Origin of the sequence: Streptomyces sp. NPDC047017 (assembly GCF_040644175.1) — a bacterium.
GTDB lineage: Bacteria > Actinomycetota > Actinomycetes > Streptomycetales > Streptomycetaceae > Streptomyces.
The window spans coordinates 23,081-49,000 of record NZ_JBEYVW010000026.1; the positions used below are offsets into that span (position 1 = coordinate 23,081).

At 74.1% G+C, this 25,920-nt stretch carries 22 protein-coding genes; 17 read left to right on the forward strand and 5 right to left on the reverse strand.

Going from position 1 to position 25,920, the window contains the following annotated elements:
- Positions 1–276 precede the first annotated feature (276 nt).
- From ABZ858_RS33125 to ABZ858_RS33135, 3 genes are read left to right on the forward strand one after another with little or no spacing between them, the layout of a single operon-like run.
- Positions 277–1,224, forward strand: coding sequence for a DUF5819 family protein (locus ABZ858_RS33125; protein WP_361387451.1), 948 nt, complete (start codon positions 277–279; stop codon positions 1,222–1,224).
- A complete protein-coding gene (locus ABZ858_RS33130; RefSeq protein WP_361387221.1) occupies positions 1,221–2,426 on the forward strand; it encodes an HTTM domain-containing protein in 1,206 nt (401 codons plus the stop codon). The genes ABZ858_RS33125 and ABZ858_RS33130 overlap by 4 nt, the downstream gene beginning before the upstream one ends.
- On the forward strand, positions 2,423–3,169 hold the full coding sequence (locus ABZ858_RS33135) for a TrmH family RNA methyltransferase (RefSeq protein WP_361387224.1): 747 nt from the start codon (positions 2,423–2,425) through the stop codon (positions 3,167–3,169). The genes ABZ858_RS33130 and ABZ858_RS33135 overlap by 4 nt, the downstream gene beginning before the upstream one ends.
- A 25-nt stretch (positions 3,170–3,194) precedes the next feature.
- Here ABZ858_RS33135 and paaN read toward each other — a convergent pair whose 3' ends face one another.
- Entirely contained in the window at positions 3,195–4,886 is a 1,692-nt protein-coding gene (gene paaN / locus ABZ858_RS33140; RefSeq protein ID WP_361387227.1) for a phenylacetic acid degradation protein PaaN, read from the reverse strand.
- A gap of 193 nt (positions 4,887–5,079) precedes the next feature.
- On the opposite strand from paaN, the gene ABZ858_RS33145 reads away from it, so the two are divergent.
- The 3 genes from ABZ858_RS33145 to ABZ858_RS33155 all read left to right on the forward strand — a co-directional run bounded on the left by ABZ858_RS33145 (position 5,080) and on the right by ABZ858_RS33155 (position 7,596).
- Positions 5,080–6,594: a 3-hydroxyacyl-CoA dehydrogenase gene (locus ABZ858_RS33145; protein WP_361387230.1), complete on the forward strand. Its 1,515-nt coding sequence runs from the start codon at positions 5,080–5,082 to the stop codon at positions 6,592–6,594.
- Entirely contained in the window at positions 6,591–7,181 is a 591-nt protein-coding gene (locus ABZ858_RS33150; protein WP_361387233.1) for a TetR/AcrR family transcriptional regulator, read from the forward strand. Before ABZ858_RS33145 ends, ABZ858_RS33150 begins: the two co-directional genes overlap by 4 nt.
- A 106-nt stretch (positions 7,182–7,287) precedes the next feature.
- A complete protein-coding gene (locus tag ABZ858_RS33155; protein ID WP_361387236.1) occupies positions 7,288–7,596 on the forward strand; it encodes a hypothetical protein in 309 nt (102 codons plus the stop codon).
- Positions 7,597–7,651: 55 nt separating this feature from the next.
- On the opposite strand, the gene ABZ858_RS33160 is transcribed toward ABZ858_RS33155, so the two are convergent.
- Positions 7,652–8,134 carry an Lrp/AsnC family transcriptional regulator gene (locus ABZ858_RS33160; RefSeq protein WP_361387453.1) on the reverse strand — a complete coding sequence of 161 codons (483 nt, stop codon included), beginning with the start codon at positions 8,132–8,134 and terminating at the stop codon, positions 7,652–7,654.
- 190 nt (positions 8,135–8,324) lie between these two features.
- Between ABZ858_RS33160 and pdhA (ABZ858_RS33165) the strand changes: the two genes are divergently transcribed.
- The 7 genes from pdhA (ABZ858_RS33165) (at position 8,325) to ABZ858_RS33195 (ending at position 16,729) form a co-directional block, all read left to right on the forward strand.
- Positions 8,325–9,464 (forward strand): pyruvate dehydrogenase (acetyl-transferring) E1 component subunit alpha, encoded by a 1,140-nt coding sequence (gene pdhA, locus ABZ858_RS33165; RefSeq protein WP_361387239.1) that lies wholly within the window; start codon positions 8,325–8,327, stop codon positions 9,462–9,464.
- On the forward strand, positions 9,461–10,465 hold the full coding sequence (locus tag ABZ858_RS33170; RefSeq protein ID WP_361387242.1) for an alpha-ketoacid dehydrogenase subunit beta: 1,005 nt from the start codon (positions 9,461–9,463) through the stop codon (positions 10,463–10,465). Before pdhA (ABZ858_RS33165) ends, ABZ858_RS33170 begins: the two co-directional genes overlap by 4 nt.
- Positions 10,465–11,967 carry a dihydrolipoamide acetyltransferase family protein gene (locus ABZ858_RS33175; protein ID WP_361387245.1) on the forward strand — a complete coding sequence of 501 codons (1,503 nt, stop codon included), beginning with the start codon at positions 10,465–10,467 and terminating at the stop codon, positions 11,965–11,967. The genes ABZ858_RS33170 and ABZ858_RS33175 overlap by 1 nt, the downstream gene beginning before the upstream one ends.
- Positions 11,968–12,029: 62 nt before the next feature.
- Entirely contained in the window at positions 12,030–13,184 is a 1,155-nt protein-coding gene (locus tag ABZ858_RS33180; RefSeq protein ID WP_361387248.1) for an NTP transferase domain-containing protein, read from the forward strand.
- Complete coding sequence (locus tag ABZ858_RS33185) at positions 13,181–14,623, forward strand: molybdopterin molybdotransferase MoeA (protein WP_361387250.1); 1,443 nt, start codon at positions 13,181–13,183, stop codon at positions 14,621–14,623. The genes ABZ858_RS33180 and ABZ858_RS33185 overlap by 4 nt, the downstream gene beginning before the upstream one ends.
- Positions 14,620–15,738 carry a potassium channel family protein gene (locus tag ABZ858_RS33190; RefSeq protein WP_361387253.1) on the forward strand — a complete coding sequence of 373 codons (1,119 nt, stop codon included), beginning with the start codon at positions 14,620–14,622 and terminating at the stop codon, positions 15,736–15,738. Before ABZ858_RS33185 ends, ABZ858_RS33190 begins: the two co-directional genes overlap by 4 nt.
- Positions 15,739–15,748: 10 nt before the next feature.
- Positions 15,749–16,729: an NAD(P)H-quinone oxidoreductase gene (locus ABZ858_RS33195; RefSeq protein ID WP_361387256.1), complete on the forward strand. Its 981-nt coding sequence runs from the start codon at positions 15,749–15,751 to the stop codon at positions 16,727–16,729.
- A 138-nt stretch (positions 16,730–16,867) separates the two neighbouring features.
- On the opposite strand, the gene ABZ858_RS33200 is transcribed toward ABZ858_RS33195, so the two are convergent.
- Positions 16,868–17,515 carry a hypothetical protein gene (locus ABZ858_RS33200; protein WP_361387259.1) on the reverse strand — a complete coding sequence of 216 codons (648 nt, stop codon included), beginning with the start codon at positions 17,513–17,515 and terminating at the stop codon, positions 16,868–16,870.
- 233 nt (positions 17,516–17,748) lie between these two features.
- Here ABZ858_RS33200 and ABZ858_RS33205 point away from each other — a divergent pair, with 233 nt between their 5' ends.
- Entirely contained in the window at positions 17,749–18,285 is a 537-nt protein-coding gene (locus tag ABZ858_RS33205; RefSeq protein WP_361387262.1) for a bacterial proteasome activator family protein, read from the forward strand.
- Between the two features lie 127 nt (positions 18,286–18,412).
- On the opposite strand, the gene ABZ858_RS33210 is transcribed toward ABZ858_RS33205, so the two are convergent.
- A complete protein-coding gene (locus ABZ858_RS33210; RefSeq protein ID WP_361387265.1) occupies positions 18,413–20,059 on the reverse strand; it encodes a protein kinase in 1,647 nt (548 codons plus the stop codon).
- A 419-nt stretch (positions 20,060–20,478) separates the two neighbouring features.
- Between ABZ858_RS33210 and ABZ858_RS33215 the strand changes: the two genes are divergently transcribed.
- Positions 20,479–22,074 carry a protein kinase gene (locus ABZ858_RS33215; RefSeq protein WP_361387268.1) on the forward strand — a complete coding sequence of 532 codons (1,596 nt, stop codon included), beginning with the start codon at positions 20,479–20,481 and terminating at the stop codon, positions 22,072–22,074.
- A 67-nt stretch (positions 22,075–22,141) separates the two neighbouring features.
- Here ABZ858_RS33215 and ABZ858_RS33220 read toward each other — a convergent pair whose 3' ends face one another.
- Positions 22,142–23,158: a phosphotransferase gene (locus ABZ858_RS33220; protein WP_361387271.1), complete on the reverse strand. Its 1,017-nt coding sequence runs from the start codon at positions 23,156–23,158 to the stop codon at positions 22,142–22,144.
- Between the two features lie 529 nt (positions 23,159–23,687).
- Here ABZ858_RS33220 and pdhA (ABZ858_RS33225) point away from each other — a divergent pair.
- Together pdhA (ABZ858_RS33225) and ABZ858_RS33230 are read left to right on the forward strand one after the other, a co-directional pair.
- On the forward strand, positions 23,688–24,914 hold the full coding sequence (gene pdhA, locus ABZ858_RS33225) for a pyruvate dehydrogenase (acetyl-transferring) E1 component subunit alpha (RefSeq protein ID WP_361387274.1): 1,227 nt from the start codon (positions 23,688–23,690) through the stop codon (positions 24,912–24,914).
- Between the two features lie 32 nt (positions 24,915–24,946).
- A complete protein-coding gene (locus ABZ858_RS33230; RefSeq protein WP_361387277.1) occupies positions 24,947–25,912 on the forward strand; it encodes an alpha-ketoacid dehydrogenase subunit beta in 966 nt (321 codons plus the stop codon).
- The last annotated feature ends 8 nt before the right edge of the window (positions 25,913–25,920 follow it).

A 25,920-nucleotide genomic window follows, 5' to 3' on the forward strand; every position in this document is an offset into this window, starting at 1 on the left:
CTGTGGACAACTGCCGGTCCGCCCTGTGGACAACCGCGTGGACGGCCGCCGGGGCCGGGGCGCGAGGCGTCACGGGGCCCCGCCCGGTTCGCGGGCGGGAGTTTCCGGTGCGGCGTCCGCCGTGTCATTCGGGTGAAGGCGACAGACCGGTACGGAATGCCGCCGAGCGCGGTCCCGGCCGGGCCGCACCCGTGTGATCGGGCTGTGCCGCACGGGTGGGCGTGAGTACCGTTCCGTGCAGTCCGAGAACGGGCCGGGATCGGGAAACGGGGCGTGATGGAAGCGTACGGCGGGGGTTCGAACGCCCCGGACAAGCCGGACAAGCCGGACGGGCCGGAGGGAACGGACACGGCGGACGGTGCCGCCGGAGCCGGCGCGTCGGTCCCACCCGCCGGACCGGGCTCGCTCCCCCGGCCGCGGTCGTCCGGCGGGGCGGAACGCCCCGCGGACCCGGCGGCCCTCCCGCCCGCCGGCACCGGGCCCGCCGCCTCTTCCGGGCCCGCTGACCCTTCCGGACCCGCCGCCCCCTCCGCACCCGGCACCGCTCCAGCGCCCGGCACCCCTGCCCCCGGTGCCGCCGAGGGGATCGCCGCGCTCTCCCCCCTCTATCAGGCGGGCGCGGCGCTGGCGCTCGCGGTCGTCGCGGTGGCCGTCTGCGTGCACCTCGGCATGGTGTTCCTGCATGTCGCGCCGTCGAACACGGTGTCGAAAGAGCACGGCAAGGCCGTCGACGAATGGATCTACCCGGAGTTCGAGCAGAACTGGAAGCTGTTCGCGCCGAACCCGTTGCAGCAGAACATCGGCGTACAGGTGCGGGCCGAGACCGGTTCGGCGGGCGGAGACCTCCGCACCACCGGCTGGTACGACCTGTCCGCGCAGGACGGCCGGGCCATCGAGGGGAACCTGCTGCCCAGCCACACCCAGCAGAACGAGCTGCGCCGCGCGCTGGACTTCTACGCCGACACGCACGACGGCGACAGCCGCGCCACGGGCCCGCGCGGCGCCCTGTCGGAGCAGTACCTGCGCCGCATCGTGGTGCTGCGGCTCGACCGCGCGCACGCGGCCGGTGCGGGCGGCCGGCTCGAACGCGTCCAGGTCCGCGTCCGGACCATCAACGTGCCCCCGCCCGCCTGGAGCGGGGAGAAGGTGTCGACCACGCCCGCGTACCGGCTGCTGCCCTGGTGGGCGGTCCCGGCCGGCGAGGCCCAGGGAGGTGTGGCGTGAACCGTCCCCCGTTCTCGGCCGGTGTCGCCCGGGTCACCGACGCGGCGCTCGGCCCCTGCCAGACGGCCGTGATACGCATCGGTTTCTCCGCGACCTGGCTGCTGTTCCTGCTGCGCGAGCTGCCGCACCGCCAGGAGATGTACGGGCCCGACGGCCCGTGGAGCTGGGCCCTCGCCCGGCGGCTGACCGGGGACAACGGCGCCTTCACCGCCCTGATGTGGTTCCGCGGCCAGTTCTGGTTCGAGACCGTCTACGGGCTGGCCGTGCTGTCGAGCGTGCTGCTGCTGCTGGGCTGGCGCACCCGCACCATGTCCGTGCTGTTCATGCTCGGGGTGCTCTCGCTGCAGAACCGCAGTGTCTTCATCGGTGACGGCGGGGACAACGTCCTGCACCTGATGTCGATCTACCTGGTGTTCACCCGGTGCGGGCAGGTGTGGTCGCTGGACGCGCGCCGCGCCGCCCGCGACCGGGCGGCCCGCGCGCGCGGGGAGCGGGTGCCCGACCGGGTCGGCCCCGCGCTGTGGGGCCTGCTCGGTCTCGCCCTGGCCGCGGTCACCGCGGCGGGCAGGACACAGGGCGAGTGGCTGGTGCCCGCCCTGGTGTGGTCGGTGTGGGCGGCCCAGGCGCTGTACTGGGCCGTCGGGCGGCGCGCCGGGTGGGACCAGCCACGGATCCTGCTCGACGTCGTCGCCCGGCTGCTGCACAACGGCGCCCTGCTCGTCATCATGGCGGAGGCCTGCGTGGTCTACGCGACGGCCGGCTGGTACAAGATCCAGGGCTCGCGCTGGCAGGACGGCACCGCCGTCTACTACCCGCTCCACCTGGACTACTTCTCGCCCTGGCCGCACCTGGCCGGCCTGCTGTCCTCCAGCGGGACGATGATGATGCTCGCCACCTACGGGACGGTGATCGTGCAGGTCGCCTTCCCGTTCACGGTGTTCAACCGGCGGGTGAAGAACGTCCTGCTGGTCGCCATGATGACCGAGCACGCGGTGATCGCGGTCGTCCTCGGGCTGCCGTTCTTCTCGCTGGCGATGATCGCGACGGACGCGGTGTTCCTGCCGACGCCGTTCCTGCACCGGCTGGGCGCGTGGGCGGCACGCGCGGGGGGACGCCTGCCGCGGCGCGCGGGCCGGCCGGAGAGGGAGGAGCCGCGCTCGCCGGAGGACGCCGAGCCCGCCCGCGTAGGCTTCCCGGCATGAACGACCCCGTAGGCGCCTGGCACCGGCTCGCGGACAGCGCCGTACTGCTGGACGGCTTCCACGCCCTCAAGCACGCGCTGCGCTTCGGGGCCGAGGTCCCGGTGGCGGTCGCCGCCGACCGTGTGGCGGCCCTCGCCCTCGCCGGCGAACTGGCGCCGGACGTACGGCCCGCGCTGGACGCGCTGTTGGCCGAGGTGCCCCGCGAGACATACGCCTCGCTGGTGCCGCGCCCGCACCCCACCGCCGTGGCCGCGCTCGCCGTACGGCCCTCCCGCGAGGAAGGGCTGCGGGCACTGGCGCGCACGCCCCGCCGTGCGCCGGTCGTCGTCCTGGACCAGCCGCGCAACCTGGGCAACGCGGGGGCGGTGATCCGGCTGGCCGCCGGATTCGGCGCGACCGGGGTGGTCACCACGGGCACCCTCGACCCCTGGCACCCGACCGTGGTGCGCGGCGGCGCGGGCCTGCACTTCGCGACCGTCGTGGAGCGGCTGGCCGTGGCGGAACTCCCGCGCGGGCCGCTGTTCGCGCTCGACCCCGAGGGCGAGGACATCCGCGGGCTGAAGCTGCCCGACGACGCCGTCCTCGCCTTCGGCTCCGAGCGCAGCGGGCTCTCCGCCGAGCTGCGGGCCCGCACCGACCACCTGGTGGCGCTGCCGATGCGCCCCCAGGTCTCCAGCTACAACCTCGCCACCAGTGTGGCGATGACGCTGTACCACTGGAGTGCCACCGGGGGCGCACCCTGAGCGGCTGCCCGGGCCGGGCGCGGGGCTACGCCTCCCGGCGGACCTCCACCACCCGGAAGCGGTTCGCCACGAACGCGCCGTCGGTGAGGGCCGCGTTGGCCGCCGGGTTGCCGCCGGAGCCGTGGAAGTCGGAGAAGGCGGCCGTCTGGTTGACGTACACCCCGCCGGTGAGGTTCAGCGACAGCTGGGCGGCCTCCTCCAGGCAGACCTCCTCGACCGCCCGCGCGACCTCGTCGTCCATCGTGTAGGCGCCCACCGTCATGGCGCCCTTCTCGCGGATCGTGCGCCCCAGCAGCTCCACCGCGCCGGCGGCCGAGTCGACCGCCACGGCGAAGGAGACCGGGCCGAAGCACTCGCTCATGCAGGCGGCCTCGCCGTCCGGCTTGGCGCCGTCCAGCTTCACGATCACCGGGGTGCGGACCACCGCGTCCGGGAAGTCCGGGTGCACGACCTCGCGGGAGGCGAGGGCGACCTCGCCGAGGGCCGCCGCGGCCTCCAGGCGGGCCTTGACGTCCGGGCTGACGATCGCGCCGAGCAGGGCGTTCGCGCGGGCGTCGTCGCCGAGCAGGCCGCCGACCGCCTGAGCGAGGTCCGAGGTCACCTCGTCGAAGGACCTGGGGCCCTCGTCGGTGCGGATGCCGTCGCGGGGGATCAGCAGGTTCTGCGGGGTGGTGCACATCTGGCCGCTGTACAGGGACAGGGAGAAGGCCAGGTTGGCCAGCATGCCCCGGTAGTTCCCGGTCGACTCGACGACGACCGTGTTGACGCCGGCCTTCTCGGTGTAGACCTGCGCCTGGCGGGCGTTGGCCTCCAGCCAGTCGCCGAAGGCGGTGGAGCCGGTGTAGTCGATGATCCTGATCTCGGGGCGGGTGGCCAGGGCCTTGGCGATGCCCTCGCCGGGCCGCTCGGCGGCCAGGGCCACCAGATCGGCGGCGAAGCCGGCCTCGGCCAGCACCTCGCGGGCGACCTGGACGGTGAGCGCGAGCGGCAGCACCGCGCGCGGGTGGGGCTTGACCAGGACCGCGTTGCCGGTGGCCAGGGAGGCGAACAGGCCCGGATAGCCGTTCCAGGTGGGGAAGGTGTTGCAGCCGATGACCAGGGCGATGCCCCGGGGGACCGGGGTGAACTCCTTGGTGAGGGTGAGCGGGTCGCGCTTGCCCTGCGGCTTGGACCACTCGGCGCTCGCGGGGGTGCGCACCTGCTCCGCGTAGGCGTAGGCTACCGCTTCCAGGCCGCGGTCCTGGGCGTGCGGGCCGCCCGCCTGGAACGCCATCATGAACGCCTGGCCGGAGGTGTGCATGACCGCGTGCGCGAACTCGTGCGTCCGGTCGCTGATCCGCTGGAGGATCTCCAGGCAGACCGCGGCACGCGTCTCGGGCCCCGCGTCGCGCCACGCCCGCTGCCCTGCCTTCATGGCGGGCAGCAGCACGTCGATGTCCGCGTGCGGGTACGTCACGCCCAGCTCGATGCCGTACGGCGAGACCTCGCCGCCCACCCAGTCGTCCGTGCCGGGCTGGCCGAGGTCGAGGCGGGTGCCCAGGACGGCGTCGAAGGCGGCCTTGCCCGCGGCCGCGTCCAGGCTGCCGTGCTCGCCGTAGGCCTTGGGGTGCTCGGGGTGGGGCGACCAGTACGCGCGGGTGCGGATCGCTTCCAGGGCCTGGTCGAGAGTGGGCCGGTGGCGGGCGATGAGCTCGTGCGCGGTCGGTTCGGCGGCCATGCGGGACCAACTCCTTGTCTCACGAGCTCCTCGTCGAGCTCATGACCTGGCAGAAACATGGGCGGGGACAGCCGGTCAGAGTTAGAGTAACCGAACGATCGGTCGGGACAAGAGGCTCCGCCGCATCTGTGGAAAAGTCCCGGCGGGGGGACCGCCGCGCCGGTGGAAAACGCCGTGCGGGAGGATCGCGCACATGACAGCACTGGACCTCAGCAGCCCCGTGGCCGTCGTCGGCACCGGCACCATGGGCCAGGGCATAGCCCAGGTCGCGCTGGCCGCCGGCCATGTCGTACGGCTGTACGACGCCGTGCCCGGGCGGGCCGCGGAGGCGGCCGCGGCGATCGGCGCCCGGCTCGACCGGCTCGTCGCGAAGGACCGGCTCACCGGCGCCGACCGGGACGCGGCCCGCGCCCGGCTGGAGCCCGCCGCGAGCCTGGCCGGACTCGCCGACTGCGCGCTGGTCGTCGAAGCCGTCCTGGAGCGCCTGGACGCCAAACAGGACCTGCTGAAGGAGCTGGAGGACGTCGTCGCCGACGACTGCCTGCTCGCCACCAACACCTCGTCCCTGTCGGTGACCGCCATCGGCGGCGCGCTGCGCAACCCCGGCCGCTTCGTGGGCCTGCACTTCTTCAATCCGGCGCCGCTGATGCCGCTGGTCGAGGTCGTCTCCGGGTTCGCCACGGACGTCACGTCGGCCACGCGCGCGTACGAGATGGCCCGCGCCTGGGGCAAGACCCCGGTGGCCTGCGCCGACACGCCCGGGTTCATCGTCAACCGCATCGCGCGCCCCTTCTACGCCGAGGCGTTCGCCGTGTACGAGGGCCAGGCCGCCGACCCGGCCACCATCGACGCCGTGCTGCGCGAGTCCGGCGGGTTCAGGATGGGCGCCTTCGAGCTGACCGACCTCATCGGGCAGGACGTCAACGAGTCCGTCACGCACTCCGTGTGGCGGTCCTTCTTCCAGGACGTGCGCTTCACGCCCTCGCTGGCCCAGCGGCGCCTGGTCGAGTCCGGCCGGCTCGGCCGCAAGAGCGGCCACGGCTGGTACGACCACGGCGAGGGCGCCGAGCGCCCCGAGCCGCACACCGCCGAGCGCGCCCGGCCGCCCGCGTACGTCGTCGCCGAGGGCGACCTGGGCCCGGCCGCCGAACTGCTCGCGCTGATCCGCGAGGCGGGCGTCCCCGTGCGCGAGGAGGACGAGGACCACGGCACCCGCCTGGTGCTGCCCAGCGGCGGACAGCTCGTCCTCGCCGACGGGCAGACCTCGGTGGAGTTCCGGGACGTCGTCTACTTCGACCTGGCGCTCGACTACCGCCGGGCCACCCGGATCGCCCTGTCCGCCTCCCAGGACACCGCCCCGCAGACCCTGACGGAGGCCATCGGCCTGTTCCAGGCGCTCGGCAAGGACGTCAGCGTCATCGGGGACGTCCCCGGCATGATCGTCGCCCGCACGGTCGCCAGGATCGTCGACCTGGCGCACGACGCCGTCGCCAAGGGCGTGGCCACCGAGGAGGACATCGACACCGCGATGCGGCTGGGCGTCAACTACCCCCTCGGCCCCTTCGAGTGGAGCCGCCGCCTCGGCCGCACCTGGGCCTACGGCCTCCTGGACGACCTGCACCTGCGCGACCCCTGCGGACGCTACGCCCCCTCCCTCGCGCTCTACCGCCACGCGTACGCCACCGACAAGCGGGAGGCCGCCTCATGACCACCGCCAGACGCGACACGTACACCCCGCAGACGCTGCTCTCGGTGGCCGTGCGGGTCTTCAACGAGCGCGGCTACGACGGCACCTCCATGGAGCACCTGTCCAAGGCGGCCGGCATCTCCAAGTCGTCGATCTACCACCATGTCTCCGGCAAGGAGGAGCTGCTGCGCCGTGCCGTCAGCCGGGCGCTGGACGGGCTCTTCGGGATCCTCGACGAGGAGCACGCGCGCGTGGGGCGTGCCTCCGGGCGCCTGGAGTACGTCGTACGGCGCATGGTCGAGGTGCTCATCGCCGAACTGCCGTACGTCACGCTGCTGCTGCGGGTGCGCGGCAACACCGAGACCGAGCGCTGGGCGCTGGAGCGGCGCCGCATGTTCGACCACCGGGTGGCCGAGCTGCTGACGGCGGCGGCGGCCGAGGGCGACGTGCGCGGCGACGTGGAGGTGCGGCTCGCCACCCGGCTCGTCTTCGGGATGATCAACTCGATCGTGGAGTGGTACCGGCCCGACGGGCGCGGCATGAGCGAGCGCGAGGTGGCCGAGGCGGTCACCCACCTGGTCTTCGGAGGACTGCGCAGCGCCGGCTGACCGCCCCCGGGGCCCCGGCGGCGTGGGTACGCGCGCGGGCGGGGCGCCGGGAGAGATGAGTACGCCGCCCGATGCCCCGGCCCGCCGCCGGTGATGGGCTGGACGCATGCCTCGCGACGACTCACGGCCGGGCGCCGGCCACCCCACGTGGTGGCGGGCGCCGCTCGTGGCCACCCTGCTGGGACTGCCGTTCCTGGTGGCGGAGTACCGCTGGTTCGCGTCCCAGGACGGCCCGGGCGCCTTCGGCGGCGTGCTCTACTGGGCGACCGGCCTGCTCGCCCTCGCCTGGCTGCTGCCGCACCGCCGCCCCGCACGGACACCGCGGATGCTGAGCGCGGGTGCCGGACTGGGCTGCGCACTCCTGCCGGGGCTGATGGCCATGCTGCTGATGGGCGCGGCGGCGGCCTCGCACTGACGGCACGGCCGCGCCGCCACCCGCGCGGCTCCGCGTCGGGCACGAAGCCCGCACCTCACCCCTGTGGCTCCAGGTCCTCCTCCTCGAACACCAGCAGGGTGCGGGTGCTGAGCACCTCGGGAATGGCCTGGAGCCGGGTGAGCACCACCTCGCGCAGGGCCCGGTTGTCCGGGGTGTGCACCAGCAGGAGTACGTCGAAGTCGCCGCCCACCAGGGCGATGTGGGAGGCGCCGGGCAGCCGGCGCAGCTCCTCGCGCACCGTGCGCCAGGAGTTCTGCACGATCTTCAGCGTGATGTACGCGGACGTGCCCTGCCCAGCGCGTTCATGGTCGACGCGGGCGCCGAAGCCGCGGATGACGCCGTCCTCGACGAGGCGGTTGATGCGGGCGTAGGCGTTGGCGCGCGAGACGTGCACCCGTTCGGCGACCGACCGTATCGAGGCGCGGCCGTCCGTCTGGAGCATCCGCAGGATGTCCTGGTCGATGGCGTCCAGCGGGCGGGCCGCCGAGGGGGCGGTGCCGTCCGGACCCTCGGCCATTTGTTCAGGTGCCATGTCCTCCCGCCTCTCCACCATGGACGCGCTGCGTCCATCCCAGGCTGTGGAGAACCGTTTGTCCACAGCCTGGGGCCGCCTGTAGCCAAATTGTGCCGACGACCGAACAATCGGTAGGTGAGGCGGGTCACAGCCGACGCGCCTCCCGTAGCCGTCCGCACGAGGAGGTGCCGTCATGACGGTCATGGAGCAGCGAGGCGCTTACCGGCCATCACCGCCGCCCGCCTGGCAGCCCCGTACCGACCCCGCGCCGCTGCTGCCCGACGCCGAGCCCCACCGCGTCCTGGGCACGGAGGCGGCCGCGAAGGCCGATCCGGAGCTGCTGCGCCGTCTGTACGCGCAGCTGGTCCTCGGCCGCCGGTACAACACCCAGGCCACCGCCCTCACCAAGCAGGGCCGGCTCGCCGTCTACCCCTCCAGCACCGGCCAGGAGGCCTGCGAGGTCGCCGCCGCGCTCGCCCTCGAAGAGCGCGACTGGCTCTTCCCCAGCTACCGCGACACGCTCGCCGTCGTCGCCCGCGGTGTGGACCCGGTCGAGGCCCTCACGCTGCTGCGCGGCGACTGGCACACCGGCTACGACCCCGGCGAGCACCGGGTCGCCCCGCTGTCCACCCCGCTGGCCACCCAGCTTCCGCACGCCGTCGGCCTCGCCCACGCCGCCCGGCTCACGGGCGACGACGTGGTCGCCCTGGCCATGGTCGGCGACGGCGGCACCAGCGAGGGCGACTTCCACGAGGCGCTGAACTTCGCCGCGGTCCGCCGCGCCCCGGTCGTCTTCCTGGTGCAGAACAACGGCTTCGCCATCTCGGTGCCGCTCGCCAAGCAGACCGCCGCGCCCTCCCTCGCCCACAAGGCCGTCGGGTACGGCATGCCGGGCCGCCTGGTCGACGGCAACGACGCCGCGGCCGTCCACGAGGTGCTCGCCGACGCCGTACGGCACGCGCGCGCGGGCGGCGGCCCCACCCTGGTCGAGGCGGTGACGTACCGCATCGACGCGCACACCAACGCCGACGACGCCACCCGCTACCGGGGCGACGCGGAGGTGGCGACCTGGCGCGACCACGACCCGGTCGGCCTGCTGGAACGCGAGCTGACCACGCGCGGGCTGATCGACGAGGCGGGCCTCGCGACCGCCCGCGAGGCCGCCGAGGCCATGGCCGCGCGGCTGCGCGAGCGCATGAACCAGGACCCGGTGCTCGACCCCATGGACCTGTTCACCCATGTCTACGCCGAGCCGACCCCGCAACTGCGCGAACAGCGCGAGCTGTTGCGGGCGGAGCTGGCGGCCGAGCCGGAGGAGGGCACGGCCCGATGACCACCGTCGCCCTCAAACCGGCCACCATGGCCCAGGCCCTCACGCGCGCGTTGCGCGACGCGATGGCCGCCGACCCCGCCGTGCACGTGATGGGCGAGGACGTCGGCACCCTCGGCGGTGTCTTCCGCGTCACCGACGGCCTCGCCGCGGAGTTCGGCGAGGAGCGCTGCATGGACACGCCGCTGGCCGAGGCCGGCATCCTCGGCACCGCCGTCGGCATGGCCATGTACGGCCTGCGCCCGGTCGTCGAGATGCAGTTCGACGCCTTCGCCTACCCGGCGTTCGAACAGCTCGTCAGCCATGTCGCCAAGATGCGCAACCGCACGCGTGGCAGGACGCCCCTGCCGCTGACGATCCGCATCCCCTACGGCGGCGGCATCGGGGGCGTCGAGCACCACAGCGACTCCTCCGAGGCGTACTACATGGCGACCCCCGGGATCCATGTCGTCACGCCCGCGACCGTCGCCGACGCCTACGGGCTGCTGCGCGCCGCGATCGCCTCCGACGACCCGGTCGTCCTCCTCGAACCCAAACGGCTGTACTGGTCGAAGGACACCTGGAACCCGGACGAGCCGCCCGCGGTCGACCCGATCGGCCGCGCCGTGGTGCGGCGCACCGGCCGCAGCGCCACCCTCATCACCTACGGCCCCTCCCTGCCCGTCTGCCTCGAAGCCGCCGAGGCGGCTTCGGCCGAGGGCTGGGACCTGGAGGTCGTCGACCTGCGCTCGCTGGTGCCGTTCGACGACGAGACGGTGTGCGCGTCGGTGCGGCGCACCGGACGGGCGGTCGTCGTGCACGAGGCGGGTTCCTTCGGCGGTCCGGGCGGGGAGATCGCCGCCCGGGTCATGGAGCGCTGCTTCCACCACCTGGAGGCGCCGGTGCTGCGGGTGGCCGGGTTCGACATCCCCTACCCGCCGCCGATGCTGGAGCGGCACCACCTGCCCGGCGTCGACCGGATCCTGGACGCGGTGGCGCGCCTGCAGTGGGAGGCCGAGAGCTGATGGCACAGGTGCTGGAGTTCAGGCTCCCCGACCTGGGGGAGGGACTGACGGAGGCGGAGGTCGTCCGCTGGCTGGTCGAGGTGGGCGACGTCGTCGCCGTGGACCAGCCGGTCGTCGAGGTCGAGACCGCCAAGGCGATGGTCGAGGTGCCCTGCCCCTACGGGGGTGTGGTCACCGCCCGCTTCGGCAAGGAGGGCGAGGAACTTCCCGTGGGCGCGCCGCTGCTGACGGTCGCGGTGGGGGAGGCGTCCGCCGGGGCGCCGGGGGGCGCTGGGGCTTCCGGGGCGGCTGCCGGGGGCGGGGGCGGTGACTCCGCGGACTCCGGTGGGTCCGGGAACGTGCTGGTCGGGTACGGCACGGGGGCGCCGCCGGCGCGGCGGCGGAGGGTGCGGCCGGTCGTCGGGGCGGGTGGCACGGCCAGTGGGACCAGTGGGACCAGTGGGACCGGCGGGACTGGTAAGACCGGTGCGGCTGGAGGTGCTGGAGGTGCTCGTTCCGCCGGTGTCGCCGGTGTCGCCGGTGTGGCCGGTGTCGCCGGTGCTGCCGAGGTGGTCGACGGGGAAGTGGCGGCCGCGGCCGGGCGGTTGGCCGGCGGGCCCGTTCCCGTGATCTCCCCGCTGGTGCGCCGGCTCGCCCGGGAGAACGGGGTGGACCTGCGCGGTCTCGCGGGCTCGGGGCCCGAAGGGCTGATCCTGCGCGCGGACGTCGAGGACGCCGTCAGGGCCGGTACGGCCCCCGGGCGGGCCGCGGCCGAGGCGACGCCGGCGCCGGTGGTCCCGTCCGGTGCGGGCGGGCCCGTCACGGCGGCGGCCGCCGGTACCCGGGTGCCGCTCAAGGGCGTCCGCGGTGCCGTCGCCGACAAGCTGTCCCGCAGCCGCCGCGAGATCCCCGACGCGACCTGCTGGGTGGACGCCGACGCCACGGAGCTGCTGCGCGCCCGTACGGCGATGAACGCGTCCGGCGGTCCGAAGGTCTCGCTGCTCGCGCTCCTCGCCCGGATCTGCACGGCCGCGCTCGCCCGCCACCCGGAACTCAACTCCACGGTCGACACCGAGGCCAGGGAGATCGTCCGGCTGGAGCGCGTGCACCTGGGCTTCGCCGCGCAGACCGATCGCGGGCTGGTCGTGCCCGTCGTGCGGGACGCGCACACGCGGGACGCCGATGCGCTGACCGCCGAGTTCGCCCGGCTCACCGAGGCGGCCCGCGCGGGCACCCTCACCCCCGGGGAACTCACCGGCGGCACCTTCACGTTGAACAACTACGGCGTGTTCGGCGTGGACGGCTCCACCCCGATCATCAACCACCCCGAGGCCGCCATGCTCGGCGTGGGCCGCATCGTCCCCAAGCCGTGGGTGCACGAGGGCGAGCTGGCGGTGCGGCAGGTCGTGCAGCTCTCGCTGACCTTCGACCACCGGGTCTGCGACGGCGGTACGGCGGGCGGGTTCCTGCGGTACGTGGCCGACTGCGTGGAACAGCCGGCGGTGCTGCTGCGCACGTTGTGACGGCGGGGGGCGCGCCCGCGCCCGCGTTCCCGGGGCCCGGGGGCGGGACGCATACTCGGTGGATGACCGCCCACGAGCCACCCGGCGCACCCGGCGCACCCGGCGCACCCGGCGCACCCGGCGCACCCGGCCTGCCGGGCAGCGGCCTCGCGCCGGTCTACGACGCCGTCGTGCTGGCCGGTGGTGCCGCGCGGCGGCTCGGCGGCGCCGACAAGCCCGGGATGCGGGTCGGCGGGCGCGCTCTACTGGACCGCGTGCTCGGCGCCTGCGCCGACGCGCGCACCACCGTCGTCGTGGCCGGGCCGCGGCCCACGGCACGGCCGGTGCGCTGGGCGCGCGAGGAACCGCCCGGCGGCGGCCCGCTCGCCGCGCTCGCCGCCGGGCTGCGGCACACCACGGCGGAACGGGTCGTCGTCCTCTCGGCCGACCTCCCGTTCCTCGAACCGGCCACGGTACGGCGGCTGCTGGCCGCCCTGCCCCCGGACGGCACCGACGCCGCCCCGGTCACCGGCCGCGCCGACGCCGCCCTGCTCACCGACGCCGACGGGCGCGACCAGCCGCTTGTCGCCGCCTACCGTGCGGGGGCGCTGCGCCGCGGGCTGGCGGAGCTGGTGCGGGAGCACGGCACGCTCACCGGGCTGCCGCTGCGCCGGCTGACCGCCGGGCTCGGCCTCACCCGCGTTCCCGATCACCTCGCGTCGTTCGACTGCGACACCTGGGACGACATCGCCATCGCCAGGGCACGCATCAGGGAGCATGGGCACGTGCTGGATGAATGGATCTCCGCAGTCAAGGACGAGCTGGGCATCGACCTGGACGTCGACACGGGCGTGCTGCTCGACCTCGCCCGTGACGCCGCCCACGGCGTGGCCCGGCCCGCGGCTCCCCTGACCACCTTCCTCGTCGGCTACGCGGCCGCCCGCGCCGGGGCGGGCCCCGAGGCGGTCGCCGAGGCCGCCCGCAAGGCCGCCGCCCTCGCCCTGCGCTGGGCGGACGAGGGGACGACGGCCGAGGGGACGCCGGCCGAGGGCGAGGCCGACGTGGCCCCCGACGCCACCCCCGACACCCGCCCGGACGCCACCCCGACGCCCACCACCGGCTCCGGCCCCACCCCCACCGCCGGCACGGGCACTGGCTCCGGCGCCGGCCCCACCCCCACGCCCAACACCCCCAGCCCAGACACCCGCCCCGACACCCGCCCGGACGCCGCCGGATGACCGCCCGCGGCGTGCGGACCGGCGTGGACGCCGAGGATCTCGACGTCGAGGAGGCCCTCGCACTTGTGAAGGAAGGCAGCGGCCGCACCCCGGGCGGCGGCGACGGGCCGGCCCCCGGCGGCGTCCCCTCCCCCGGCCACGCCTCCGGCGCTCCCGGCCCCATCTCCGCCCCCGGCCAGGCCCAGCAAGGCCACGGCACCCCCGCCGCCGACTGCGGCGACCCCGCCGTCCCCGGCGACCAGGCCATCTCCTGGCCCCGGGCCCGGGAGACCGCGGCCCGGGCCGGCCGCGCCGGTGGCGGCCGTCCGCCCGTCTCCGTCCCGCTGGACGCCGCCCTGGGCCTGGTCCTGGCCGAGCCGCTCGCCGCCCTCACCGACCTGCCCTCCTTCGACACCTCCGCGATGGACGGCTGGGCGGTCGCCGGGCCCGGCCCCTGGGACGTGCGCGAAGGCGGCGCGCTGGCCGGGCACGCCCAGCCCGAGCCGCTGACCGACGGGGAGGCGGTCGGGATCGCGACCGGCGCCCGCGTCCCCCAGGACACCACCGCCGTGCTGCGCACCGAGCACGGCCGCACCGACGCCAAGGGCAAGCTGCACTCCCTGCGCGACATGGGCCACGGCCAGGACATCCGCCCGCGCGGCCAGGAGTGCCGCGGCGGGGAGCAGCTGCTGCCCGCCGGCACCCTGGTCACCCCGGCCGTGCTGGGCCTGGCCGCGGCCGCCGGGTACGACACGGTCACCGTGGTGCCCCGCCCCCGCGTGGAGGTCCTGGTCCTCGGGGACGAGCTGCTCACCGAGGGGCTGCCGCACGAGGGCCGGATCCGGGACGCGCTCGGGCCGATGCTGCCGCCCTGGCTGCGCGCGTTCGGCGCCGAGGTGACCGGCGTGCGCCGGATCGGGGACGACGCCAGGGCCCTGCACAAGGCCCTCACCCGGTCCGAGGCCGACCTGATCGTCACCACCGGGGGGACCGCGGCGGGACCCGTCGACCATGTCCACCCCACGCTGCGCCGGATCGGTGCCGAACTGCTGGTGAACGGGGTCGCGGTGCGGCCCGGCCACCCCATGCTGCTGGCCCGCACCAAGGAGGACCAGCACCTCGTCGGCCTGCCCGGCAACCCCCTCGCGGCCGTCTCCGGCCTGCTCACCCTCGCCGAGCCGCTGCTGCGGACGCTGGCCGCCCGGCCGGCCCCGGAGCCGTACGCGCTGCCACTGCACAGCGCCGTGCACGGGCACCCGTACGACACCCGGCTCGTGCCCGTGGTGCTGCGCGGCGACCACGCGGCCGTGCTGCACTACAACGGGCCCGCCATGCTGCGCGGGGTGGCGGCGGCCGACGCGCTGGCCGTCGTACCGCCGGGCGGTGCCCGGCCGGGGCAGGAGACCGAGCTGCTCGATCTGCCCTGGGCCGCCGCCGGGATCGGGGTGTGTTTCACGTGAAACTTCCGGGCCATGACGCGATCGCCCGCCAGGCGGACGAACATCTCGTGACCCACCGGGTGAGACTGCCGAGAAAAGTGGTGGACCGCCCGATACGCCAGGTCGGCAGGCGGCTGGCCATGGCGTTGCTGGTCCTGGCGCTGACCGTGCTCGTCGTCTACGCCGACCGGGACGGGTACCACGACAACGCCGACAGCTCCGTCGACCTCCTGGACGCGGCGTACTACGCGACGGTGACCCTGTCCACCACCGGGTACGGCGACATCACCCCGGTCAGTGACAGCGCCCGGCTCACCAACATCCTCGTCATCACGCCGCTGCGCGTGCTGTTCCTGATCATCCTCGTCGGCACCACGCTCGAAGTCCTCACCGAGCGCACCCGCGAGGAATGGCGCCTGAGCCGCTGGAGGGCCACCTTGCGCGAGCACACCGTCGTCGTCGGCTTCGGCACGAAGGGGAGGTCGGCGATCCAGACCGTCTGCGCGACGGGGCTGAAGAAACAGCAGGTCGTCGTGGTCGACCCCAGTGCCAAGGCGATCGAGGCGGCCACCGCGGAGGGGTATGCGGGCGTGGTCGGCGACGCCACGCGCAGCGAGGTGCTGGGGCGCGCCGAGGTGCGGCGGGCGCGGCAGATCATCATCGCGGCCCAGCGGGACGACACGGCCGTCCTGGTGACCCTCACGGCCCGCCAGCTCAACCGGACGGCGAAGATCGTCGCCGCCGTGCGCGAGGAGGAGAACGCGCCGCTGCTCAAGCAGTCCGGCGCGGACGCGGTGATCACCAGCGCGAGCGCGGCGGGACGGCTGCTGGGGCTGTCCGTGCTCAGCCCCGCCGCCGGCATGGTCATGGAGGACCTCATCCAGCAGGGCAGCGGGCTGGACATGGTCGAACGCCCTGTCATGAAGGCCGAGGTGGGCAGGAGCCCGCGGGAGTCGGACGATCTGGTGGTGAGCGTCCTGCGCGGGCACCGGGTGCTCGGTTACGACGATCCCGCCGTCGCCGAACTGCAGTTGACGGACCGCCTGATCACCATTGTCCGCGCCACCCCGGGCACCCAGGTCACCCCGGACACCCGCCCCCTGGGCCGACAGGGTGGGGCGCCCGGCGAGGAGTAGCGTCGGCGCCATGCATGCGATCACGATTCCCGAACCCGGTGGCCCCGACGCGTTGGTGTGGGACGAGGTACCGGATCCCGTGCCCGGTGAGGGGGAAGCGCTGGTCGAGGTGGTGGCCGGCGCCGTCAACCGGGCCGACATCCTCCAGCGGCAGGGGCACTACGAGCCGCCGCCCGGCGCCTCGCGCCTGCCCGGCCTGGAGTGCTCCGGACGGATCGCCGCCCTCGGGCCCGGGGTGACCGGCTGGGCGGTCGGCGACGAGGTGTGCGCACTGCTCGCGGGCGGCGGCTACGCCGAGAAGGTGGCCGTACCGGCCGGCCAGCTGCTGCCGGTGCCCGAGGGCGTCGACCTCCGGCAGGCCGCCGCGCTCCCCGAGGTGGTCTGCACCGTCTGGTCGAACGTCTTCATGGTGGCCCACCTCCGCCCCGGCGAGACCCTGCTCGTGCACGGCGGCTCCAGCGGCATCGGCACGATGGCCGTCCAGCTCGCCCGGGCCGCGGGCTCCCGGGTCGCCGTCACGGCGGGCACCAGGGAGAAGCTGGACCAGTGCGCCGAGCTGGGCGCCGACATCCTGATCAACTACCGCGAGCAGGACTTCGTCGAGGAGATCCGGCAGGCCACGGACGGGGCGGGCGCCGATGTCATCCTCGACAACATGGGCGCCAAGTACCTCGACCGCAACATCCGGGCGCTCGCCGTCAACGGCCGGCTGGCGATCATCGGCATGCAGGGCGGCGCCAAGGGCGAGCTGGACATCGGCGCCCTGCTGAGCAAGCGGGCGGCGGTCAGCGCGACCTCGCTGCGCGCCCGTCCGCTCGGTGAGAAGGCGGCCATCGTCGCCGCCGTACGCGAACACGTGTGGCCGCTGCTCGCCGACGGCGCCGTGCGGCCGGTGGTCGACCGGGAGGTGCCGATGCCCGACGCCGCGGCCGCCCACCGGATCGTCGAGGAGAGCGGGCACATCGGCAAGGTGCTGCTGGTGGTGCCCTGACCGGACCCGAGCAGGGTCCTGACCGGTCCCGAGCAGTGCCCCGACCGGACCCGAAAAAGGGATCTGAACGGCCCCGAGCAGTGCCCCGAGCGGCCCCGCCGGGTCCGCAGGCCGTGAGTCCCGTCCGGTGCGCGGGTCCTAGGGTCCGCGCACCCGCAGGGCGATGAAGGTCAGGCCCAGGCCGAGGCCGATCAGGACCAGTCCGCTGCCCAGTGGCAGCAGGCCCAGGACGGGACCGCCCGCCTGGCCGCCCCGGGTCTCGGTCGCCGGGGCGATCGTGCCGGGGGGCCGGGCGACCGGACGGGTGGCCGCCGTCGGCGACGGCGAGGGCGCCGGTGCGCGGCTCGTGTCACCGGGGTCCCCGCGCCGGTGACGCCGTGGGCCGCCGCCGCCCTCGTCGCCCTTCCCCTCGGTCCGCGGGCCGTGCGGCCGGCCGGGCCGCTGCCGCTCCTCGTCCGCCGTGCTCCCGGCGCGCGCCGGTGCGGAGCCGGACGGTGCCGCGTTCCGGTCGGCGGCGGTCGAGGAGGCGGACGCCGGGGAGGGGGCCGCGGAGGAGGCGGCCGTGGACCCGGACGCGGCGGGGGAGCGGGACGGCCGTGCCGGGGTGCCGGTGGCCGGGCGGGACGCCGCGACCGGGGACGCGGACGTCGTGGCGTACGCCGAGGCGGAGGAGGACGGCACGTCCGCCGGGGAGCACGCCGCGGCGGGAGCACCGGGCAGGACGACCGCCCCCAGCACCAGCAGCGGCCCCGTGACGCGCAGGGCGAGACGCGGCCATGGAGTCACGTCGGGACCCCCTCACGGTGCCGGACGGTTCACAGGCGCGCCCGGTGGAGCGGTGGCGCGGCGCCTTGGTGGTACAACCCTCACATCACTGGCCCGATCCGGCATTCCGGGTACGGCCGCCAGGTCGAATCCACCGCACGGTCCGGACCGGCCGCCCCGTCACGGGCGCGGCGGACGGACGCACCCGGGGGGCGCCCGGAGGACGGGACGGGCGGGTGCGCGACAATGGCCGCATGGAGATGCCGAGGAACGAACGGTCGCCGGAGAACCCGCAGATCCTGGTCGTGGGCCAGGACGGCATGGCACTCGGCGGCGGTGGGGACGACGACTCGCGCGAGACCCCCGTGACGGAGCAGGTGGAGCAGCCCGCGAAGGTCATGCGGATCGGCAGCATGATCAAGCAGCTGCTGGAGGAGGTCCGCGCCGCTCCCCTGGACGAGGCCAGCCGGGCCCGGCTCAAGGAGATCCACGCCAGCTCGGTCAAGGAGCTGGAGGACGGCCTGGCGCCGGAACTCGTGGAGGAGCTGGAGCGGCTGTCCCTGCCGTTCACGGACGAGAGCATCCCCAGTGACGCCGAGCTGCGTATCGCGCAGGCGCAGCTGGTGGGCTGGCTGGAGGGGCTCTTCCACGGGATCCAGACGACCCTGTTCGCCCAGCAGATGGCGGCCCGGGCCCAGCTGGAGCAGATGCGCCGCGCCCTGCCCCCGGGCATCGGCCACGAGGGCGGCGAGGACCAGCCGGGCGGCCGCTCGGGCGGGCCGTACCTGTAGGGAAGGGCGTATCCGGGGCGACCTGTAGGGGTACGTCCGGACGCGCGGTGAAACGAAGGAGGAGGCCCGGCAGCCAGGCTGCCGGGCCTCCTCTTTTCGTCGTACGTGCCCCGCGCGGGGCGGCCCGTCAGGAGGCCGGGTTGCCGGTCGAGACCTTCAGCTCGATCTGCGGCGGGTTCTTCGGGTCGATGTCCGTGCCGGAGGCGGGGAACTGGTCCATCACCGCGCCCTCGCCGTAGGTGTTCTCGTCGACGGGCGTGATCTTCATCTTCCAGCCCGCGGCCTGGAAGCACTCCTTGACCGACCCGATGTACTTGAACTGGAAGTCCGGGACCCGGATCTTGTTCGGGTCGTCGTACGACTTCTCCGGCTCCGAGCACTCGGTCGCCTCGATGGTCTTGGAGGTGTCCGGGCCGCGGTGGTCGGCGGCCTGCGACGTCGAGGCGCCGGTGGTGGGGGTGCCGTCCCCGCCCTGGGCGTCGCCGTCCCCGCCGCCCTTCATGACCAGCGCGGCGATCAGGCCGACGACCGCGATGACGGCGACGGCGACCGACCCGAGGATCACCGGCTTGTTGTTCCGCCCGCCGCCCGAGGACCCGCCCGCCGCGCCGCCCTGGGAGGCGGCCGGGACGGAGTACGGCGGCGGGGTCGAGGACTGCGGGGCGTACGGCGAGGGGGCGGGTGTCCCGAAACCGGCGCCCTGCTGCGGATAGCCGTACGCCGGTGAAGGGGCCGCGGAGCCGTACGGGTTCGGGGTGGGCGGCGCGGGCTGGTACGGCGTCTGCACGCTGCCCACGGACGGCGGTGCCGCGTCGACCGGCGGGAAGACCGCCGAGCCGACACCCGCGCCGCTCGACGTCCGGGCGCCCGGCACGATGCTGGGCGGGGCCGGCTGGAAGGAGGCGGCCACGCGCAGGCACTCGTCGCGCATGGACTCGGCGCTGGGGAAGCGTTCGTTGGGGTTCTTCTTCAGCGCGCGGGCGACCAGCGCGTCCACCGCCGGGGGCAGCGAGCTGTTGACCGAGGAGGGTGTGACCGGCTCCTCCTGGACATGCGCGTAGGCGATGGCCAGCGGCGAGTCCGCCTCGAACGGCAGCCGCCCGGTGACCAGCTGGAAGAGCATGATGCCGACCGAGTACAGGTCGGAGCGGGCGTCCACGCCGCGGCCCAGGGCCTGTTCGGGCGAGAGGTACTGCGGGGTGCCGACGACCATGCCGGTCTGGGTCATCGAGGTGACGCCGGACTGCATCGCGCGGGCGATGCCGAAGTCCATCACCTTGACGACGCCGCGCTTGGTCATCATCACGTTGCCCGGCTTGATGTCCCGGTGGACCAGGCCCATCTCGTGGCTGATCTCCAGGGCCGCCAGCACGTCGGCGGTGACCTTGAGGGCCTTGTCGGCGGGCATCGCGCCCTGCTGCCGGACGTCCTCGTCGAGCACCGAGCCCAGCGGCCGGCCCTCGATGTACTCCATGACGATGTACGGCGTCGTCATGCCGTCCAGATCGTCCTCGCCGGTGTCGAACACCGAGACGATGTTGGTGTGCGTGAGCTTCGCCACGGCCTGGGCCTCGCGGCGGAACCGCTCGCGGAACGCCGCCTCCCGGCCCAGCTCGGTGTGGAGCGTCTTGATCGCGACATGGCGGTCGAGCACGGAGTCGTAGGCGAGGTGCACCGAGGCCATGCCGCCCTCGCCGAGCACGTCACGCAGCTGGTAGCGGCCGCCGGCCAACGCCCGCCCCGCGAAACGGCCCTGTGCGCCGTCCTGGCTCATCTTCTGCGTCCCCCATAGGCGCGCGCGGGCCGGCTAGCTGCTGTGCTCGCGCGATCGGCTGTCCGTCGACCGGTCCTCGACCGGTCCCGGCATCGGACCTGACCTGACCTCATGTCCGGATCTCGATGATCGAATGTGTTATTCCCGGCCAAGTCTGCCCCAGGGCGGTGACACGTCAAGCTCGGTGCCCGTTCCGTGACCGTACGCGAAAGAAGCGTCGCGGAAGCGTTACAGCGGCCATACGGCCGGTACACGTGATTTGCACGACAGCGGCCGCCCGGGGTTTGATGACCGGTCCGTCTCGGGCCTCTCCCGGCGGCGAACCTGGACCGGTGGCCCGCGCGGAGCCTGTAGCGTGGCCGACGGAGACCGTGACAACACCGCGCACGCACCGCGGGCAGAAACGACGGCGAGGACTGATGGCACAGACGCAGCGCGCCCAGGGCCCGTCCGACCCCGAGGCGACTGGCGGCGGCGGCATGTCGGACGCGCCGGAGATGTGGGGCAACGGCGGCCTGGTCGGCGACGGCCGCTACCGGCTGACCCGCCGGCTCGGCCGGGGCGGCATGGCCGAGGTGTTCGCGGCCGAGGACGTGCGTCTGGGCCGTACCGTCGCGGTCAAGCTGCTCCGCGCCGATCTGGCCGAGGACCCCGTCTCCAAGGCCCGCTTCACCCGCGAGGCCCAGTCCGTCGCCGGCCTCAACCACCACGCGATCGTCGCCGTGTACGACTCCGGCGAGGACTTCGTCGGCGGCCAGTCCGTGCCGTACATCGTGATGGAGCTGGTCGAGGGCCGCACCATCCGCGACCTGCTGCTCAACGCCGAGGCGCCGGGCCCCGAGCAGGCCCTGATCATCGTCTCCGGGGTGCTGGAGGCGCTCGCCTACTCGCACCAGCACGGCATCGTGCACCGCGACATCAAGCCGGCCAACGTCATCATCACCGACAACGGCGCGGTGAAGGTGATGGACTTCGGCATCGCCCGCGCCCTGCACGGCGCGTCCACGACGATGACGCAGACCGGCATGGTCATGGGCACCCCGCAGTACCTCTCCCCGGAGCAGGCCCTCGGCAAGGCCGTCGACCACCGCTCCGACCTGTACGCGACCGGCTGCCTGCTGTACGAACTCCTCGCGCTGCGGCCCCCGTTCATCGGCGAGACCCCGCTGTCGGTGGTCTACCAGCACGTCCAGGACGTGCCGGTGCCGCCGTCGGCGACCTCGGAGGGCGCCTGCCCGCCCGAGCTGGACGGCCTGGTCATGCGCTCGCTCGCCAAGGAACCGGACGACCGGTTCCAGACGGCCGAGGAGATGCGCGGCATGGTCCAGTACGCGCTGCAGATGCTCTACGACCAGGGCGGGCACACCGGCACCTGGAACACCGGCCCGGTGGCGGTGCCGGACGGCCGGCACACCCCGGCGGGCGGTTTCGCCGGTACGACGGTGATGCCGCACACGGGCGACGCCCAGGCCGGCACCACGCAGATCCCGCAGCCGATCCTGCCCGCCGGGTACGGCAACCGGGACGACGGCGGCTTCGACGGGCACGGCAACCGGGGCGGCGGCCGCGGCAAGCTGTGGATCCTGGCCGTCCTCGCGGTGATCGCCATCGCGGCGGGTGTGGCGCTGGCGCTGCACAGCACCGGCGGCGACGGTGGCGGCTCGCCCGGCACCACCCAGTCGCCGACGAGCAGCCAGACCACCGACGACCAGCAGCCCAGCTCCTCCCCGAGCGACCGGTCGACGGACTCCCCCTCGGACACCGCGTCCGACCCGGACGACAACACGGGCGGCCCCGGCTGGGACTACACGCCCTCGCACCGGCCGTCGCACACGCCGTCCGACACCCCGACGGACGACACCAGCGACGAGCCGACGAACCCGTCGGGCAGCCACAACCCGTCGACCCCGCCGCCCACGGACGACACGTCGCCCGACCCCGGGCAGCCGTCCAACTCCCCGGGCAACGGGGGCGGCGACGCCGGGTCCACCGGAAACCCCCCGGCCGGCGGCTGATCACCCTTCACGCGCGCGCGGGAAGCCTGACCGGGCTCCCCGCGCGCGTACGTGTGCCTCCGGGTCCTCACCCCGCGAACGCCCCGCACACCGCGTCGTACTCCCGGGTCCACCACACGGCGAGCGCCGAGGCGGCCGGGAACTGGGGGTCCGCGCGGGTGTCGTGGCGCTCGTAGTGCCAGCGCAGCATCCAGAAGTCGTTCAGGCGCTCCCACCACACCCGGTGCACGGCCGCCGCCAGCTCCGAGGGCGTGGCCCCGGCGGCGCGCCGGTACGCGCCCGCGTACGCCCTGATCTTGGGCAGGTCCAGGGTGCCGGCGGGCCGGACGAAGAAGATCGCGGCGGCGCGTACCGCCTCCTCCGCGCGCGGCTGCACGCCCAGCCGGTCCCAGTCGACGATCGCGGCGGGCGCGTCGCCCCGGTAGAGCAGGTTGAAGGGATGGAAGTCGCCGTGCACCCAGCCCACCGGGCCGCCCGGCGGGGGACGCCGGCCGGCGTGCTGTTCCAGCAGCGCGCGGCGTTCCAGCAGCCGGTGCCGGGCCAGCTCGTCGAAGGTGTCCGGGGGCCGGTGGCGGCGGACCCGGCCGAGCAGCTCGTCGATCAGGGCGAAGGTGTCGTCCGGGTCGGCGCTCTCCACCGGGTGGGGGCTCGTGGCGGGGCGGGTGCGCGCCTTGGGCGGCATCACGCGCTCCAGGCCGGCGTGCACGGCGCCCAGGAGGGCGCCCAGGCGGGCGCACTGCCCGGTGGTGAGCTGGCCGCCGTGCCGGTGCCGGCCGTCGATCCAGGGGTGCAGGGCGTAGGCGTGGCCGCCGACGACCACGACCGTGCGTCCGTCCCGGCCGGCCAGCGCGGGCGCCACCGGGACGCCCAGGTCGGCCAGGCGCCGGGTGGCGCGGTGCTGGCGGGCGATGGCCGCCGGGTCGGCGGTGTCCGGGTCGAAGTGGTGCTTGAGGAAGTAGCGGCCGCGGGTGGTGCACAGCCGGTAGCCGCGGTTGAGCAGGCCCTGGTCGACCGGTTCGCAGGTGAGGGCGGAACCGGCGGCGTACTGCCGCAGCAAGACGCGCAGTGGGGGCGCGTGGGGCACAGAGGGTGGTACACATGAGCGCGGCACGCGCCAGATGTTAGGGCACCGGGCGAGGCCGTGAGCTGGGCCTTGTCACAGACAGTCCCCGGTAGTCGCTTTCGGTCACATGAGATCACCGTGCCGTTGCCCCTTCGCCCCGGTTTCCCGCCCCTCGGCCGTCCGGGCGCGTGCTCCGTCAAGAGCGGTTCCGGCCACTCGTGAACCCTTCCCGACCGTGGGGTGACCGGGATAACGTGCCGGTGTTCCGGCCCCCTGCAAGGCTGTGACCAGCGGCTGCCCCCCGTGCCCGGCGCTTTACTCGGACGTCCAAGCGAAAATACTTGGAAATCCAAGGAAACGCGCAGGTCAGGAGGGGTTTCACAGAAATGTGAAGCACTGGGTAACGTGGCTGTTGCAGGGCGCTCGCCGGGGCACCTGTCACGCCTGTTCCCGGCCGAGTGGCACCCACCCCGTGCCCGGTTGGTCCAGAACAGGTGAGCCGCACTGGCCTACCGGCAACCCCGGGGGCCGGACCGACGGAGGAGCACACGTGACCGTGGAGAGCACTGCCGCGCGCACATCGCGACGCAGCGCCGCAAGCAAGGCCGGGACGTCCGGCACCAAGGCGGCCGGCACCACCGGCACCAAGCGCACCACCCGCACCACCGCCAGGAAGGGCACGGCCGGGGACGGCGCCGAGCCCGGGCTCGTCCAGCTGCTGACGCCCGAGGGCAAGCGCGTCAAGAACGCCGAGTACGACAAGTACGTCGCCGGCATCACCCCCGAAGACCTGCGCGGGCTGTACCGCGACATGGTGCTCACCCGTCGCTTCGACGCCGAGGCCACCGCCCTGCAGCGCCAGGGCGAGCTGGGCCTGTGGGCCTCGCTGCTCGGCCAGGAGGCCGCCCAGATCGGCTCAGGGCGTGCCCTGCGCGACGACGACTACGTCTTCCCGACCTACCGGGAGCACGGCGTCGCCTGGTGCCGCGGGGTCGACCCGACCAACCTGCTCGGCATGTTCCGCGGTGTGAACAACGGCGGCTGGGACCCCAACGGCAACAACTTCCACCTGTACACGATCGTCATCGGCTCCCAGGCGCTGCACGCCACCGGCTACGCCATGGGCGTCGCCAAGGACGGCGCGGACTCGGCGGTCATCGCCTACTTCGGCGACGGCGCCTCCAGCCAGGGCGACGTGGCGGAGTCCTTCACCTTCTCCGCGGTCTACAACGCCCCGGTCGTGTTCTTCTGCCAGAACAACCAGTGGGCGATCTCCGAGCCGACCGAGAAGCAGACCCGGGTGCCGCTCTACCAGCGCGCGCAGGGCTTCGGCTTCCCCGGCGTCCGGGTCGACGGCAACGACGTGCTGGGCTGCCTCGCGGTCACCCGGTGGGCGCTGGAGCGGGCCCGGGCCGGCGAGGGCCCCACCCTGGTCGAGGCGTACACCTACCGCATGGGCGCCCACACCACCTCCGACGACCCCAGCCGCTACCGGCACGACGACGAGCGGGCCGCCTGGGAGGCGAAGGACCCGCTGCTGCGGCTGCGCCGCCACCTGGAGGCGTCAAACCACGCGGACGAGGGATTCTTCGCGGAACTCGAGGCGGAGAGCGAGACGTTGGGCAGGCGAGTGCGCGAAGCGGTCCGTGCCATGCCCGACCCGGACCACTTCGCCATCTTCGAGAACGTGTACGCGGACGGGCACGCGCTCGTCGACGAGGAGCGCGCCCAGTTCGCCGCCTACCAGGCGTCGTTCGCGGACGCAGAGGGGGTCTGAGGATGGCCGCGGAGGCTGTGACAGTGAAGAGCATGCCCCTGGCCAAGGCGATCAACGAGTCGCTGCGCCGGGCCCTGGACACCGACCCCAAGGTCCTGATCATGGGCGAGGACGTCGGCAAGCTCGGCGGTGTGTTCCGGGTGACGGACGGGCTGCAGAAGGACTTCGGCGAGAGCCGGGTCATCGACACCCCGCTCGCCGAGTCCGGCATCGTGGGCACCGCCATCGGCCTGGCCCTGCGCGGCTACCGCCCGGTGGTGGAGATCCAGTTCGACGGCTTCGTCTTCCCGGCGTACGACCAGATCGTCACCCAGCTCGCGAAGATGCACGCGCGCTCGCTGGGCAAGGTCAAGATGCCGGTCGTGATCCGCATCCCCTACGGCGGCGGCATCGGCGCGGTGGAGCACCACTCGGAGTCCCCGGAGGCGCTGTTCGCCCATGTGGCGGGCCTCAAGGTGGTCTCCCCCTCGAACTCCTCGGACGCGTACTGGATGATGCAGCAGGCCATCCAGAGCGACGACCCGGTGATCTACTTCGAGCCCAAGCGGCGCTACTGGGACAAGGGCGAGGTCGACACCGAGGCCATTCCCGCCCCGCTGCACAAGGCGCGCATCGTCCGCGAGGGCACCGACCTGACCCTGGCGGCCTACGGCCCGATGGTGAAGCTGTGCCAGGAGGTCGCCGCGGCGGCCGCCGAGGAGGGCCGGTCGCTGGAGGTCCTGGACCTGCGCTCGGTCTCCCCGGTCGACTTCGACTCGGTGCAGGCGTCGGTGGAGAAGACCCGCCGCCTGGTGGTGGTGCACGAGGCGCCGGTGTTCTTCGGTTCCGGCGCGGAGATCGCCGCCCGGATCACCGAGCGCTGCTTCTACCACCTGGAGGCCCCCGTCCTGCGGGTCGGCGGGTACCACGCGCCGTATCCGCCGGCGCGCCTGGAGGAGTCGTACCTGCCGGACCTGGACCGCGTGCTCGACGCCGTCGACCGCTCGCTGGCGTACTGAGGGAGAGG

What these genes read in the sequence shown, in the direction of transcription:
- ABZ858_RS33125 (WP_361387451.1), top strand. Translation starts at nt 277, where the DNA reads ATGGAAGCGTACGGCGGGGGTTCGAACGCCCCGGACAAGCCGGACAAG.
- ABZ858_RS33135 (WP_361387224.1), top strand. Translation starts at nt 2,423, where the DNA reads ATGAACGACCCCGTAGGCGCCTGGCACCGGCTCGCGGACAGCGCCGTA.
- paaN (WP_361387227.1), bottom strand. Translation starts at nt 4,886, where the DNA reads ATGGCCGCCGAACCGACCGCGCACGAGCTCATCGCCCGCCACCGGCCC.
- ABZ858_RS33145 (WP_361387230.1), top strand. Translation starts at nt 5,080, where the DNA reads ATGACAGCACTGGACCTCAGCAGCCCCGTGGCCGTCGTCGGCACCGGC.
- ABZ858_RS33150 (WP_361387233.1), top strand. Translation starts at nt 6,591, where the DNA reads ATGACCACCGCCAGACGCGACACGTACACCCCGCAGACGCTGCTCTCG.
- ABZ858_RS33155 (WP_361387236.1), top strand. Translation starts at nt 7,288, where the DNA reads ATGCCTCGCGACGACTCACGGCCGGGCGCCGGCCACCCCACGTGGTGG.
- ABZ858_RS33160 (WP_361387453.1), bottom strand. Translation starts at nt 8,134, where the DNA reads ATGGCCGAGGGTCCGGACGGCACCGCCCCCTCGGCGGCCCGCCCGCTG.
- pdhA (WP_361387239.1), top strand. Translation starts at nt 8,325, where the DNA reads ATGACGGTCATGGAGCAGCGAGGCGCTTACCGGCCATCACCGCCGCCC.
- ABZ858_RS33170 (WP_361387242.1), top strand. Translation starts at nt 9,461, where the DNA reads ATGACCACCGTCGCCCTCAAACCGGCCACCATGGCCCAGGCCCTCACG.
- ABZ858_RS33175 (WP_361387245.1), top strand. Translation starts at nt 10,465, where the DNA reads ATGGCACAGGTGCTGGAGTTCAGGCTCCCCGACCTGGGGGAGGGACTG.
- ABZ858_RS33180 (WP_361387248.1), top strand. Translation starts at nt 12,030, where the DNA reads ATGACCGCCCACGAGCCACCCGGCGCACCCGGCGCACCCGGCGCACCC.
- ABZ858_RS33185 (WP_361387250.1), top strand. Translation starts at nt 13,181, where the DNA reads ATGACCGCCCGCGGCGTGCGGACCGGCGTGGACGCCGAGGATCTCGAC.
- ABZ858_RS33195 (WP_361387256.1), top strand. Translation starts at nt 15,749, where the DNA reads ATGCATGCGATCACGATTCCCGAACCCGGTGGCCCCGACGCGTTGGTG.
- ABZ858_RS33205 (WP_361387262.1), top strand. Translation starts at nt 17,749, where the DNA reads ATGGAGATGCCGAGGAACGAACGGTCGCCGGAGAACCCGCAGATCCTG.
- ABZ858_RS33210 (WP_361387265.1), bottom strand. Translation starts at nt 20,059, where the DNA reads ATGAGCCAGGACGGCGCACAGGGCCGTTTCGCGGGGCGGGCGTTGGCC.
- ABZ858_RS33215 (WP_361387268.1), top strand. Translation starts at nt 20,479, where the DNA reads ATGGCACAGACGCAGCGCGCCCAGGGCCCGTCCGACCCCGAGGCGACT.
- ABZ858_RS33230 (WP_361387277.1), top strand. Translation starts at nt 24,947, where the DNA reads ATGCCCCTGGCCAAGGCGATCAACGAGTCGCTGCGCCGGGCCCTGGAC.